This window comes from Flavobacterium gelatinilyticum, from assembly GCF_027111295.1.
Classification (GTDB): Bacteria; Bacteroidota; Bacteroidia; order Flavobacteriales; family Flavobacteriaceae; genus Flavobacterium; species Flavobacterium gelatinilyticum.
Genome location: NZ_CP114287.1, coordinates 2,943,893 through 2,956,518, shown reverse-complemented (window position 1 = coordinate 2,956,518; position 12,626 = coordinate 2,943,893). Strand labels below are relative to the sequence as shown.

Annotated in this window: 13 protein-coding genes; 2 read left to right on the top strand and 11 right to left on the bottom strand. The window is 35.0% G+C overall.

The features are described from left to right. Positions 1–39: 39 nt before the first annotated feature. The 3 genes from accD to tamL all read right to left on the bottom strand — a co-directional run bounded on the left by accD (position 40) and on the right by tamL (position 4,664). Positions 40–894 (bottom strand): acetyl-CoA carboxylase, carboxyltransferase subunit beta, encoded by an 855-nt coding sequence (gene accD / locus OZP11_RS12475; protein ID WP_281230891.1) that lies wholly within the window; start codon positions 892–894, stop codon positions 40–42. An 86-nt stretch (positions 895–980) separates the two neighbouring features. After that, positions 981–2,048 (bottom strand): class II fructose-bisphosphate aldolase, encoded by a 1,068-nt coding sequence (fbaA, locus tag OZP11_RS12470; protein ID WP_281230890.1) that lies wholly within the window; start codon positions 2,046–2,048, stop codon positions 981–983. Positions 2,049–2,108: 60 nt separating this feature from the next. After that, on the bottom strand, positions 2,109–4,664 hold the full coding sequence (tamL, locus tag OZP11_RS12465) for a translocation and assembly module lipoprotein TamL (protein WP_281230889.1): 2,556 nt from the start codon (positions 4,662–4,664) through the stop codon (positions 2,109–2,111). 37 nt (positions 4,665–4,701) lie between these two features. Here tamL and OZP11_RS12460 point away from each other — a divergent pair, with 37 nt between their 5' ends. Continuing rightward, positions 4,702–5,430 carry an RNA methyltransferase gene (locus OZP11_RS12460; protein ID WP_281230888.1) on the top strand — a complete coding sequence of 243 codons (729 nt, stop codon included), beginning with the start codon at positions 4,702–4,704 and terminating at the stop codon, positions 5,428–5,430. A 9-nt stretch (positions 5,431–5,439) separates the two neighbouring features. Here OZP11_RS12460 and porT read toward each other — a convergent pair whose 3' ends face one another. The 4 genes from porT to OZP11_RS12440 all read right to left on the bottom strand — a co-directional run bounded on the left by porT (position 5,440) and on the right by OZP11_RS12440 (position 8,304). Further along, positions 5,440–6,156: a type IX secretion/gliding motility protein PorT/SprT gene (porT, locus tag OZP11_RS12455; protein ID WP_281230887.1), complete on the bottom strand. Its 717-nt coding sequence runs from the start codon at positions 6,154–6,156 to the stop codon at positions 5,440–5,442. Position 6,157: 1 nt separating this feature from the next. Continuing rightward, positions 6,158–6,889: a bifunctional demethylmenaquinone methyltransferase/2-methoxy-6-polyprenyl-1,4-benzoquinol methylase UbiE gene (ubiE, locus tag OZP11_RS12450; protein WP_281230886.1), complete on the bottom strand. Its 732-nt coding sequence runs from the start codon at positions 6,887–6,889 to the stop codon at positions 6,158–6,160. Positions 6,890–7,464: 575 nt separating this feature from the next. Then, positions 7,465–7,947 (bottom strand): dihydrofolate reductase, encoded by a 483-nt coding sequence (locus OZP11_RS12445; protein ID WP_281230885.1) that lies wholly within the window; start codon positions 7,945–7,947, stop codon positions 7,465–7,467. Between the two features lie 12 nt (positions 7,948–7,959). Beyond that, positions 7,960–8,304 (bottom strand): 2TM domain-containing protein, encoded by a 345-nt coding sequence (locus tag OZP11_RS12440; protein WP_281230884.1) that lies wholly within the window; start codon positions 8,302–8,304, stop codon positions 7,960–7,962. 241 nt (positions 8,305–8,545) lie between these two features. On the opposite strand from OZP11_RS12440, the gene OZP11_RS12435 reads away from it, so the two are divergent. Then, complete coding sequence (locus OZP11_RS12435) at positions 8,546–8,842, top strand: isoamylase early set domain-containing protein (RefSeq protein WP_281230883.1); 297 nt, start codon at positions 8,546–8,548, stop codon at positions 8,840–8,842. A gap of 41 nt (positions 8,843–8,883) precedes the next feature. On the opposite strand, the gene OZP11_RS12430 is transcribed toward OZP11_RS12435, so the two are convergent. The 4 genes from OZP11_RS12430 to OZP11_RS12415 all read right to left on the bottom strand — a co-directional run bounded on the left by OZP11_RS12430 (position 8,884) and on the right by OZP11_RS12415 (position 12,498). Next, complete coding sequence (locus tag OZP11_RS12430) at positions 8,884–9,735, bottom strand: thymidylate synthase (RefSeq protein ID WP_281230882.1); 852 nt, start codon at positions 9,733–9,735, stop codon at positions 8,884–8,886. Positions 9,736–9,850: 115 nt separating this feature from the next. After that, positions 9,851–10,474: a bifunctional nuclease family protein gene (locus OZP11_RS12425; protein ID WP_281230881.1), complete on the bottom strand. Its 624-nt coding sequence runs from the start codon at positions 10,472–10,474 to the stop codon at positions 9,851–9,853. 166 nt (positions 10,475–10,640) lie between these two features. Then, positions 10,641–11,609, bottom strand: coding sequence for an electron transfer flavoprotein subunit alpha/FixB family protein (locus OZP11_RS12420; RefSeq protein WP_281230880.1), 969 nt, complete (start codon positions 11,607–11,609; stop codon positions 10,641–10,643). A gap of 142 nt (positions 11,610–11,751) precedes the next feature. Continuing rightward, on the bottom strand, positions 11,752–12,498 hold the full coding sequence (locus tag OZP11_RS12415) for an electron transfer flavoprotein subunit beta/FixA family protein (protein ID WP_281230879.1): 747 nt from the start codon (positions 12,496–12,498) through the stop codon (positions 11,752–11,754). Positions 12,499–12,626 lie beyond the last annotated feature (128 nt).

Sequence of the window (12,626 nt, the reverse complement as noted above, 5' to 3'; positions counted from 1 at the left end):
CAATTTCCTTGGGATTTCATATTTTGAATAGTTTTAAAACTATCGAATATCATTATTCTGAATTAAATCGATATATAAGTTGATCTTATCTTTCAATTCTTTTCTAGGCGTGATAAAGTCTAAGAAACCGTGCTCTAAAAGAAACTCGGCGGTTTGGAAACCTTCTGGTAAATCTTTACCTGTAGTATCTCTAACAACACGTGGACCTGCAAAACCAATCAAAGCACCAGGCTCAGAGATGTTAATATCTCCTAACATAGCGTAAGAAGCTGTTGTTCCTCCAGTTGTAGGATCTGTACAAAGAGAGATGTATGGTAATTTAGCTTCGGCTAACTGAGCCAATTTTACAGAAGTTTTTGCTAATTGCATTAAAGAATAAGCAGCTTCCATCATACGTGCTCCTCCGGATTTAGAAATCATTACAAATGGAAGTCTGTTTTTGATAGCGTGATCGATACCTCTTGCGATTTTTTCACCTACTACAGCCCCCATAGATCCCCCGATGAATGCAAAATCCATACAGCAGATTACGATTTCTCTTCCTTTAGATTTTCCTACTCCTGTACGAACAGCATCTTTAAGATGAGTTTTTTCCATTACATCTTTCAATCGCTCTGCATATTTTTTTGTATCCACAAAATGCAAAGGATCTTTAGATGTCATGTTTTTATCTAACTCAACAAATTCGTTGTTGTCGAATAAAATTTCAAAATAGGTTGCGCTTCCAATTCGAACGTGAAAATCATCTTCAGGGCTTACGAATAAATTTCTCGCTAATTCGTCAGCATCAATAATTTTTCCAGTAGGAGATTTGTACCACAATCCTTTCGGAACGTCCATCTTGTCTTCTGTTGCGGTTGTAATCCCTTTTTCTTGTCTTTTAAACCAAGCCATATTGAAATGTTTTATTTGTTTTAGGTTTCAAGTTTCAAGTTGCGGAAACCTGAAACCTGAAACACTTTAAACTTGAAACTTTTTTATTATAGTGTATTCACGTTGTTTAAATCTGCAAAAGCTTGTTCAAGTCTTGCGTTGAATGTTACTTCGCTTTCACGTACCCATTTTCTTGGGTCATAGTATTTTTTGTTAGGAACGTCAGCACCTTCTGGGTTACCAATTTGAGATTTTAAATACTCAATGTTGTTTACCATGTAGTCACGGATTCCTTCAGTATAAGCAAACTGTAAATCTGTATCGATGTTCATTTTGATAACTCCGTATCCAATAGCTTCTCTGATTTCTTCAAGCGTAGAACCTGAACCTCCGTGGAAAACGAAATCTACCGGATTGTGGCCAGTGTTGAATTTGTTTTGTACGAAATCCTGAGAATTTTTTAAGATTTTTGGAGTTAATTTTACGTTTCCTGGTTTGTAAACCCCGTGAACGTTACCAAAAGCCGCTGCGATTGTAAATTTAGGACTTACTTTAGATAATTCTTCGTAAGCATAAGCTACTTCTTCTGGCTGTGTGTATAATTTTGAGCTGTCTACGTCTGAGTTGTCAACACCATCTTCTTCACCACCTGTAATACCAAGTTCGATTTCTAATGTCATTCCCATTTTGCTCATTCTAGCCAGGTATTCTTTACAGATTTCAATGTTCTCTTCGATTGGCTCTTCAGATAAATCGATCATGTGAGAACTAAATAATGGTTTTCCTGTTTCTGCGAAATGTTTTTCAGAAGCGTCTAATAAACCATCAATCCAAGGTAATAATTTTTTTGCACAGTGGTCAGTGTGTAAAATTACAGTTGCACCGTACGCCTCTGCTAAAGTGTGGATATGTTTTGCTCCGGCGATACCACCAGCGATTGCTGATTTCTCACCTGCATTAGATAAACCTTTTCCGGCGTTGAATTGTGCTCCTCCGTTTGAAAATTGAATAATAACTGGCGCATTTAGTTTCGCTGCAGTTTCAAGTACTCCGTTAATTGTGCTAGACCCCGTAACGTTTACAGCAGGTAATGCAAAACCTTTTTCTTTAGCATAATTAAAAATCTCCTGAACTTGATCTCCTGTAGCTACTCCTGGTTTAATGTTGTGTGCCATTGTAATTTTTTTTATAGTTGTTTTTAGTTTTTAGGTTGCAAAAATACGAATTAATTAGCATTAGAATGGATAATTTATACCAAAATTTAAGACCGAATGCCCAAAATTATATTCTTTAAACCATCTGCTTCCCTTGTCATGCGCCGGATTATAGGTCTTGAAGCCTAAATCTAAGCGGATAACAAAAAAGCTTAAATCGTATCGCAAACCAAATCCGGAACCCAAAGCAATTTCTTCTAAATCGTTTAAGCTGGAAAATCTTGCCTTCTCATCTGTCACATTATCGAGCACATTCCAGATATTTCCGGCGTCTGCAAAGATAGCTCCCTTAACATCGCCAAAGATTTTAAATCGATATTCGGCACTAAGAGCGATCTTCATATTGGCCTCGTTAAAGTCGTCTACAGCATTCGTACTTCCCGGTCCAAGAGCATAAGGCTGCCAGCCTCGGTTATCGTTTGAACCTCCAGAATAATAACTTCGTGAAAACGGAATATAATCTGAATTTCCAAACGGAATCGCGATTCCAAAAAAGCTTCTTACCGCCAGAACTTTTTCTTTTCCAAAATCCCAGTGTTTGATGTAATCAAATTCAGTTTTGATATACTCAGCATATTCAAGATTAAAAATTTCGTAGTTGCCTTTTGCATTCTTTGGAAGGCCTCCTATGCTTGAAACCGCCGATAATAAAGTTCCTGCCGATTCAATTTTGGTTTTAAACTGATAGAAATTATTATCTGCAAGATCTTTTTTAGTTGTTTTGGTAAAAGTGTAGCTGGAAGCCAGAATAAAGTCGTTTTCGGTAAGACGGACTCTTCTTTCTTCGATACTTTCTACATCTCTATAAGCTGGGTCTCCAGGTTGTAAAGCAGTAGTGTTATTTAACACATCGTTGGTAAAATCTGCCGCCCCGTCAGGAATTGTTAGATTTCCCTGATCGTCTATATTCCCTGCATCAGTGTTGTAACTTTGTGCAATATTGTTTAATTCCCTGTAAGACGATGTATAAACCCTGTAATAATTATTTGGATTTAAGTTTCTTACGAATTGGGCATTAAGCAGGTCAAATTTAACTGTATTGTGTCGTTTAGGCGACCAGTTATAAGAGATTCCGCCCGTGAAGTTTTCTTTATCAAGACCAATATTGGTTTGTTTCGAAAAACCTGCCGAAATAGCAGTAGAAGGAATCATCCTTTTCGGGATAATTTTTTCTGTTCCAAAGGGAAGCAGGATTCTTGGGAAATTCAGTTTTAAATCGACTCCATACTCCGAAACATTAAAAAATGTATTATTCGGGTTTGCCATATCTTTTGATGATCCAATATTGGCACGTGCCGAAATTTCAAGCGTTTCGGCTCTGTTAAAAACATTTCGGATCGTTTCAGAAATACTGGCTCCAATACCAAAATCCTGAATATTAGAATGTGTAAAGTCCAGAGTAGCTCCAAAACTGTATTTTTTTCTTGGCGTCAGGTATACTTTTGCAATAAGTGACTGCGCTGTAGAATCACGTTTGTCGACTTCGTATTGGATCGATGGATAATTGAAAATCTTAAGATTGTTTAAATAACGTGATGTAAGTGTAGTTCTGGTATCTGAAAAAGTACTTCCTTTACTGATAAATATAGCATCGGTAATGGCACGTGGTTTGTATTTTAAGGTCTTATAACTGTATAAATTAAAATTGTTATACGATGTACTGTCTTGTATTGGCATTTTTGCATTTGCCGGAGAATAATCAGTATAGATGTTTACATCGCTGATTTTGTACAATTTAAAAGGCTCTGTTCTGCTTGAATCTCTTTCTTGGATATTGTTGTTATTGATTATAAGTGTTACATCGGCTTTATCTTTCTTGCCAATTGTATCAATATCAAATGTCACATAAGTGGGTTGAAAAAAGTAAGCGCCATGGTTTCTGAAATAAGTCGTAAGACGGTTTTTCTCTTCTTCAAAATCAGAAGTTTTGTATTGATTTCCTGATTTTAAAAAAGATGGCTCCGGATTTGTTTTATATAAAGAATCAAGGGCAGGAGTCGAAATTTTGCTCTTAATTGTGTCAAGTTTATAAGCCGGCCCAGTTGTAATGTTGTAGTTTATCTGAGCTTTTTTGTGTGCAATACTATCTATTGTGTAGGCTGTTGATACATTAAAATAACCATTGTTAAAGTAATAGAACTTTAAGCGGGTCAGCGTTTTTTTTGTTTTAGATGTATCGATGATTACTGGAGGTTCTCCGGTATTTTTTAAAAATTCATGGATTCCTTTGTATAAAAAAGACTGTCCAAGACGGTCTACCTGCTTAGCCGAAAGTAATTTTGACTGACGCTCATAAAGTCCCGGATTGTTTTTAAATTTTGCAGCATAAGTCGAATCCGGATTTAAATTAGCAAGATTGTATAAGTTTAAACGGAGCCTGTAACCAAGTAAAGTACCATTTGGTTTTTGATACATCTGGTTAGATGCATTTTCATCATTGGTGTTTTTTCCGTTTACAACAATATTATTTTTTACAAGAAGGTTTTTTCCATCAGGAACTCTTTTTACAGCATTACAAGCACAAATAAGTATTGCTATTAAGGGAAATGCTATTATTTTTGTGGAATTATTTTTCAAGTGTTTTTTAATATTTAATTCAAAAGTACATTATTTTATGGTTAGTAAAAACCAAATAAAACTTATATCAGGACTGCATCAAAAAAAACAACGTTTTGCAAATCAATTATTTTTTGCCGAAGGAGTAAAAGTAATTCAAGAATTGTTGCAATCCAATTTTGAATTAGAGCATTTATACACCACTTTAAATGATTTTGAAAACGTTCAAAGCTCAAAGCGAACTCTTATTAATGAGCAGGAACTGAAAAAAATAAGTGCTTTAACGACTCCAAATACCTGTTTGGCAGTTTTTAAAATGCCAAAGGAAACAGAAATAATCAATTCCGGCTTAATCGTAGCGCTCGACGACATTCGCGATCCAGGGAATTTAGGAACGATTATGCGTCTCTGCGACTGGTTCGGGATTAAACAGCTTGTCTGTTCAAAAGAATCAGTTGATATTTACAATCCAAAAGTAGTGCAGGCTACTATGGGATCTATTGCCAGAGTTAACGTTAATTATGTTGATCTGAAAACATTTATCAGTCAGACAAAATTACCTGTTTTTGGAACCTTTATGGATGGCGATAACATTTATCAAACTGCCCTGCCAAAGGACGGAATCATTATTATGGGTAATGAAGCCAACGGAATTTCGGCAGAAATTGAAAAAATAGTTACCAATCGTCTTACGATTCCAAGATTTGGAGAGCTTCAAAAAACCGAAAGTTTAAATGTAGCTACAGCAACAGCAATTATTCTTAGTGAATTTAAACGAAATAGTTAAGATTTTGTTTTAATGAAAAGTAAAATTTATCAAAATTGCTCTTGATTTCATCGAATCGATATTATCTGTCCAGGGACTTGGCCCATTAATAGGTTTGTCGCGGATTAATTCATCTGTAATACCAAACATTCCTCTTACAGAAGGAGAGAAAATAAAATATTCTGTAAAGAAATCAATCCCAAAACCAACTTCATAAGCGGCTGTCCATTGTTTTACCCTGAATTTGCCTTCGAAGTTATCATCTGTCGATTTAGAGTTACTTGATAAATTTAGGGTAGTAGACATTCCTCCAACCAGGTAAGGGCGGATGTTTCCGGTACGAAGTGCTGAAAATTTTAAAAGCAGCGGAAAATGTATGTAAGTGCTGTTTACTTCTCTTAAATAATCTTTTTCCATTGTTCCTACTCCCGGAAAATACAAATCACGCTTGGTGTAGTACAATCCCGGTTCAAAACGCAGGTTGATGTATTCCTGTAATCTCAAGTCGGCTACAACTCCAACGTTGAATCCGGTAGTTTTTTTTACCTGAATATCCTGCTGCGTTACATTTTTGTAATCAAATTTAAAGTCAAAGCTGTTAAAGCCTAAATAGTACCCAAAATAGACACGTTGTTTCTGCCAGTTTTCGAGATTAATAATAGGATCTTTAGCAAACATGCTTTTGGCAAATTGAGAGTGTCCTTTTGTCGTTAAGACTAATAAAATTACGATTACAATTTTTTTCATATTACTTTTTAGATGCTGAATAAATGGTTGCTACACCAAAAGTCTGAGGCATTGCTGTAACATCTATAAACCCAGTTTTTCTTAAAATATTGTTCAGGGCTTCGCCATAAGGGAAAGCAGCGGCAGATTCTGATAAATAACCATAAGCAGAATTGTCTTTGGAGAACAATTTTCCGATAACCGGAAGTATATTTTTGGTGTAAAATTTATATCCTTGTCTGTACGGTGTTTTATCCGGAACAGAGGTTTCCAGAATTACAAAAACACCATTTGGTTTTAAAACACGTAAAATTTCAGAAAACCCTTTTTCCAGGTTTTCAAAATTACGCACCCCGAAACCTACAGTAATAGCATCAAAATAATTGTCTTCAAACGGAATGTTTTCAGAATCTCCCAAAACTAAATCTATTCTGCTGCTTAGTTTTTTTTCTTCGATCTTCTTTTTCCCAATTTCAAGCATTCCGGCAGAAATATCCAAACCTATAATTTTTTCAGCATTGGTTTTAGCCATTAAAATAGCAAGATCACCGGTTCCTGTAGCAATATCAAGAATCGTTTTTGGTTTAGAATCAGAAACTATTTTGAGTACTTTTTTTCTCCATTTAGTATCGATACCAAATGAAATTACACGATTTAAATTATCGTAATTCCCAGAAATGTTGTCAAACATTTGGGCAACCTGCTCTTTCTTACCTAAAGAAGAGTCTTTATATGGAGTGATTTTTTCAGACATTATTATAATTTACGCAAATATAAACATTCTAGTTTAACTGTATTGAGTTTTTTAAAATGTCAATTAAATGTTTTGCGCCGGCAGAAAATAAAGGAGTTTTGGTTCTTTCTTCGGCATCACTAAAAACAGGTATTTTACAAAAATCACCAAAAGTGGGTATTGTGCTGAGCTGATTTAATGCACACCTTTGTAAAGGTAAAAATGATTAAATATTTAATGATTGAAATATTGGCTTAAGCAGATGGTTGCTTCTTTTGCACTGGTGATTTATCTGTTCAGGTAGTGGTTTTTAAAATTGTTGTTCTTGGGGGAATACTATTTTTTAAAGTGCGAAATACGTTCTTAGGATTAAATTTGTTTTTGGAAATTTTAATTTTCTTGCCTTTAATATCTTAGTGGTATTTGTTATTAAAGGCTTATGGGACTCTTGTCTCATTTAGCAGTAATGTTATTCAGTTATTTCAAATGTTTTTAGCATTTGTGATTTTTTTACAAAAACGACTTCCTGAAAGAGTCAAGATTACAAAAATCAATCGTTTTAAAAAACATCCTCCAAAAGAGGGTGTTTTTTTATTTTATTTCCTAATGTAAGTTTCGTAGGTGTAATCATAAAGATGTTTTTCATCTTTATAATTTTCTTCAGCTTCAACCAGCTGCCATTCGCTTTTGCTGATTTTTGGAAAAAAAGTATCAGCATCAAAAGAATGATGTACTTTGGTTATTTCTATTATATCAGTATGAGGCATTCCTAAATTGTAAATTTCGCCTCCGCCAATTATGTATGAATCTTCATTCTCGGGACATAATGCAATGGCTTTTTCAATACTGTCGACAACAATGCAGCCTTCGGGTTTATAATCTATTTGTCGTGTTATAACAATATGTATTCTGTTTGGCAAAGGTTTCGGGAAGCTTTCAAAAGTTTTTCTTCCCATAATAATGTGATGATTGGTAGTAAGAGATTTGAATCTTTTAAAATCATTTGGGAGATGCCATATCAAATCATTGTTTTTTCCCAGGGCATTGTTTTCGGCAACAGCCGCAATCATTATAATCATAATATCCTGTAACTAAATTTTATTCTCAGTATCATCATTTATTTTTGACTCTAATTGAGCGATCCTTTTTTGCTGTAAAGCAACAAGTCTGTCAATTTGCTCTCTTTCCCATTTTTTATTCATGAAACGGTCTGTAATGTAAACCTTTATAAAGTGCAGTATAAAAAGAAAGAACCATAAAGTTATAATCCAAAGACACCAATTTTGTTCTGAAGAAGCTCCAAAACCGAAAAATTTATTAGCGACAAATATAAATAAGCTGCCAAGCAGAAAGAGTACGAAATGGAAATACAGGACTTTTTTTTGTCTGATGCGTCTTCTGGCATACTCATATTGTTCGTGAACTTCTTTTTCCATAAGATATAAATGAGATTATAAAGTTAAAATTTATTTTGTAAACACCGTATTTTGGGTGAATAAAAATTGTCTCAAAAAATCCGGTTAATTTGAAATCCGAAAAATTAACTGGTTTAAATTATAAATATAATTAAAATTATGTAGTCTTTTTATTATAATCATAAATCGGAGGTGGATGTAGGTATTGTTTAGCTGAATTTCTGTAATTTTAATGACGTATAAATCTAAAAACTAAATAGTTATGTCTCTTAAGAAACAATTTGTCAAAACAAAACCGGTTTGCAAAGTAACTTTTTCTATTGATGCCAAAGATGCTGATTCGGCAGCGGTTGTGGGCGATTTTAACAACTGGAATGCTGAAGAAGGTGTTTTAAGCAAGCTGAAAAACGGAACATTTAAAGCAACCTATGATCTTGTTAAAGATGCGATTTACGAGTTTAAGTACGTAATTGACGGGGCTTATGTAAACGATCCGGAAGCCGATTTCTATAAATGGAATGATTTTGCCGGAAGTGAAAATGGTGTAGTAGTTGTATAAAAAAATCCGCTTTAATTTTCTTTAAGCGGATTTTTTATTATTTATACGGCAACACTGCCTTTTATGGCAGGATGCGGATCGTAATCGACAAGTGTAAAATCGTCATAATCAAAATCAAAAATGTTTTTGATCTCCGGATTTAAAATCATTTTTGGTAATGGTTTTGGCTCACGTGTTAACTGCAATTCCAGCTGTTCAAAATGATTATTGTAGATGTGCGCATCGCCAAAAGTATGAATGAACTCGCCGGGTTCTAAATCGCAGACCTGAGCAATCATCATGGTGAATAAAGCATAAGATGCAATGTTAAATGGAACTCCTAAAAATATGTCAGCGCTGCGCTGGTATAACTGGCAGGATAATTTTCCTTTTGTTTCTCCTTTTTCCATGTCCGGAGCAGCAACATAAAACTGGAAAAAAGCGTGGCATGGAGGAAGCGCGGCTTTGTTATTGGCTACATTTTCTTCAAACGACTTTTTAGTATCCGGCAAAACCGAAGGATTCCAGGCAGAAACCAGCATTCTGCGGCTGTTAGGGTTTGTTTTTAACTCAGTAATTAATTCAGATATCTGGTCGATTTCTTCGCTGTTCCAGTTACGCCACTGATGACCGTAAACAGGACCTAAATCACCATGAGAATCAGCCCATTCATCCCAGATTTTTACACCGTTTTCTTTGAGATATTTGATATTGGTGTCTCCTTTTAAAAACCAAAGTAATTCGTAAATGATTGATTTTAAATGAAGTTTTTTAGTTGTAACCATTGGGAAACCTTCACTTAAATCAAAACGCATCTGGTAGCCAAAAACACTTTTTGTTCCGGTTCCGGTTCTATCACCTTTTTGATTTCCGTTTTCTAAAACGTGTTTTACTAAATCTAAGTATTGTTTCATTGTTGCTCTAGGCTTTAAGCTTTAAGTTCTAGGCTTTTCCTAAATGCTTAAAGTTTGTGTTTTTATGTTTGTGCTTTAAGACTATAAGCCTAAAGCTTGCGGCTTACAGCCTTAATTATCTTCTCGAGATTTCGTCTCTTATTTTTGCTGCTTTTTCGTAATCTTCCTGAGAAACAGCCTGATCAAGAAGTTCGTTTAATTCCTGTAAAGAATGTTTTGCGTAAACATCTCCTGACTGGTTGCTTTCTTCTTCTCGTCCGAAAGTTTCAGGATTCGACAATACATCGTCAATTTCCTGTGCGCCCTGATCTGTTTCTGCAGTATTTGATTTTAAATAAATTCCGGCTTTGTCCAGAATGTTTTTGTAGGTAAAAATTGGTGCGTTGAAACGTAATGCAAGTGCAATGGCATCAGATGTTCTGGCATCAATTATTTCTTCAATTTTATCTCTTTCACAGATTAAACTCGAATAAAAAACACCGTCAACCAATTTGTGTATGATTACTTGTTTTACGACAATATCAAATCTTTCAGCAAAGTTTTTAAATAAATCGTGTGTTAACGGACGAGGCGGTTTTATTTCTTTTTCTAAAGCAATAGCGATTGACTGGGCTTCAAAAGCACCAATAACAATAGGTAATTTTCTTTCGCCGTCGACTTCATTCAAAATTAAGGCATAAGCGCCATTTTGAGTTTGACTGTATGAAATTCCTTTTATGGATAATTTTACTAGACTCATATATGTTTGTAAAACGGGCACTTAGCACCGCATTTTAATACTTTTTTTGATTGGAAAATAAAGGTGCAATTTTAATCAAAAAATATGGAACAAAAAAGCTGCCTTAAAACAAAGATACGATTATCTTGTTTTTAGGCAGCTATATTTTTGAAGAGAATTCTTAGAATTAAGAATGTTGTGCTTTAAAAGCTTTTAATTTCTCTGTTAATTGAGGTACAATTTCGAATGCATCGCCAACAACTCCGTAATCTGCCACTTTAAAGAAAGGAGCTTCAGGGTCGTTATTGATTACTACTTTTACTTTAGAAGAGTTGATACCTGCAATGTGCTGAATCGCTCCTGAAATACCTACAGCAATATATAAGTTGGTTGCAACCGGTTTTCCTGTTTGTCCAACGTGCTCGCTGTGAGGTCTCCATCCCAAATCTGAAACAGGCTTAGAACATGCAGTTGCAGCGCCTAAAACAGAGGCAAGATCTTCGATTAATCCCCAATTTTCCGGACCTTTTAAACCACGTCCGCCAGAAACTACGATATCAGCATCTGCGATAGAAACTTTTCCTGATACTTTCTCTACAGATTCTACTTTTACACCAAAATCTTCGTCTCCAATTGCTGGGCTGAAATCTTCTGCAGCGGCTGCTCCTGCGCTTTCAAAAAGTCCGTAAGAGTTTTTAGCTAAACCAAGCACTTTTACCTCTGTGCTGATTTCTGTAATGTTGAAAGCTTTGTTTGAAAAAGCAGTTCTTTTTACCTGAAAAGGTGAAGTGCTTACCGGTAATCCAACTACATTTGAAGCGAAACCGGCTTCTAAAGCAACAGCAACCAGTGGTGAAAGATAAATACTGTCTGTAGTTGAAGATAGTAAAACTAATTTTGCTTCTTCTTTTTGAGCCGCTTGTTTAATGACATCAGCATAAGCTTTTGCATTAAAACCCGCTAATTTGTCATTGCTTACTTTTAGAACTTTGTCAACTCCGTATTTTGCTAATTCGCTTACATCGCTGATGTTTACAGTTAGAGCTGTAACAGTAGTTCCTAATGATTCAGCAACTTTCTTAGCGTAAGACGCTAATTCGAAAGCCACTTTTTTAAATTTTCCTTCTGCAGATTCTGCGTATATTAATATTGACATAATAATTTTAGATTTTAGATTCTAGATTTCAGATTTTTAAAACTGAAATCTAAAATGATTATTGATTTTAGATTTTGAAGTGAATCAAATGTTGATTTAGATTTAGCTGCGGTTTGCAATCTAAAATCTAAACTCTACAATCTTAAATCACCTTTGCCTCGTTGTGTAATAAATTGATTAACTCATCTAAATTATCTGCAGAAACTAATTTTACTGCTGATTTTGGAGCTGGTTTTTCAAATTTAACCGCTTTTGTGTTTACAGCTGCATCAACCGGCTCAAGAATAGTAAGTGCTTTAGTTCTTGCAGTCATAATTCCTCTCATGTTCGGGATACGCAGGTCTTTTTCTTCAACAAGGCCTTTTTGCGCACCAATGATTAACGGAAGAGTAGTGCTTACAGTTTCTTTTCCACCGTCGATTTCACGAACAGCTTTTACGTTGTTTCCGTCAATCGTTAAACTTGTACAAGAGTTTAAGAAGTTAGAACCTAAAATTGCTGCGATCATTCCCGGAACCATTCCGCCATTGTAATCTAAAGATTCTTTTCCGGCTATTACTAAATCATACCCGCCGTTTTTAATTACTTCTGCTAATTGTTTTGCAACAAAAAATCCGTCAGAAGGATTTGCGTTTACACGAATAGCTTCGTTTGCACCTATTGCCAGAGCTTTACGCAATGTTGGTTCTGTATCTGGACCTCCAACGTTTACTACAGTCACATTTGCGCCTTGCTGTTCCTGGAACCAGATTGCACGTGTAAGACCAAATTCATCGTTAGGATTAATTACATATTGTACACCGTTAGTGTCAAATTCTGAGTCACCGTTGGTAAAGTTAATTTTTGAAGTAGTATCAGGCACATGGCTGATGCAAACTAGTATTTTCATAAGTATATATTTTGAATTTATAATATGCTTCTACAAATTTAGAATTTAATTTGGAATAATTATATTATGCATGCATAATATTTTTTAAAACTATTACGATTTCGGAAATTGTACGGGTTTAGATGGAT

What these genes read in the sequence shown, in the direction of transcription:
- OZP11_RS12415 (WP_281230879.1), bottom strand. Translation starts at nt 12,498, where the DNA reads ATGAAAATACTAGTTTGCATCAGCCATGTGCCTGATACTACTTCAAAA.
- OZP11_RS12435 (WP_281230883.1), top strand. Translation starts at nt 8,546, where the DNA reads ATGTCTCTTAAGAAACAATTTGTCAAAACAAAACCGGTTTGCAAAGTA.
- OZP11_RS12445 (WP_281230885.1), bottom strand. Translation starts at nt 7,947, where the DNA reads ATGATTATAATGATTGCGGCTGTTGCCGAAAACAATGCCCTGGGAAAA.
- OZP11_RS12440 (WP_281230884.1), bottom strand. Translation starts at nt 8,304, where the DNA reads ATGGAAAAAGAAGTTCACGAACAATATGAGTATGCCAGAAGACGCATC.
- porT (WP_281230887.1), bottom strand. Translation starts at nt 6,156, where the DNA reads ATGAAAAAAATTGTAATCGTAATTTTATTAGTCTTAACGACAAAAGGA.
- accD (WP_281230891.1), bottom strand. Translation starts at nt 894, where the DNA reads ATGGCTTGGTTTAAAAGACAAGAAAAAGGGATTACAACCGCAACAGAA.
- OZP11_RS12420 (WP_281230880.1), bottom strand. Translation starts at nt 11,609, where the DNA reads ATGTCAATATTAATATACGCAGAATCTGCAGAAGGAAAATTTAAAAAA.
- ubiE (WP_281230886.1), bottom strand. Translation starts at nt 6,889, where the DNA reads ATGTCTGAAAAAATCACTCCATATAAAGACTCTTCTTTAGGTAAGAAA.
- OZP11_RS12460 (WP_281230888.1), top strand. Translation starts at nt 4,702, where the DNA reads ATGGTTAGTAAAAACCAAATAAAACTTATATCAGGACTGCATCAAAAA.
- OZP11_RS12425 (WP_281230881.1), bottom strand. Translation starts at nt 10,474, where the DNA reads ATGAGTCTAGTAAAATTATCCATAAAAGGAATTTCATACAGTCAAACT.
- OZP11_RS12430 (WP_281230882.1), bottom strand. Translation starts at nt 9,735, where the DNA reads ATGAAACAATACTTAGATTTAGTAAAACACGTTTTAGAAAACGGAAAT.
- fbaA (WP_281230890.1), bottom strand. Translation starts at nt 2,048, where the DNA reads ATGGCACACAACATTAAACCAGGAGTAGCTACAGGAGATCAAGTTCAG.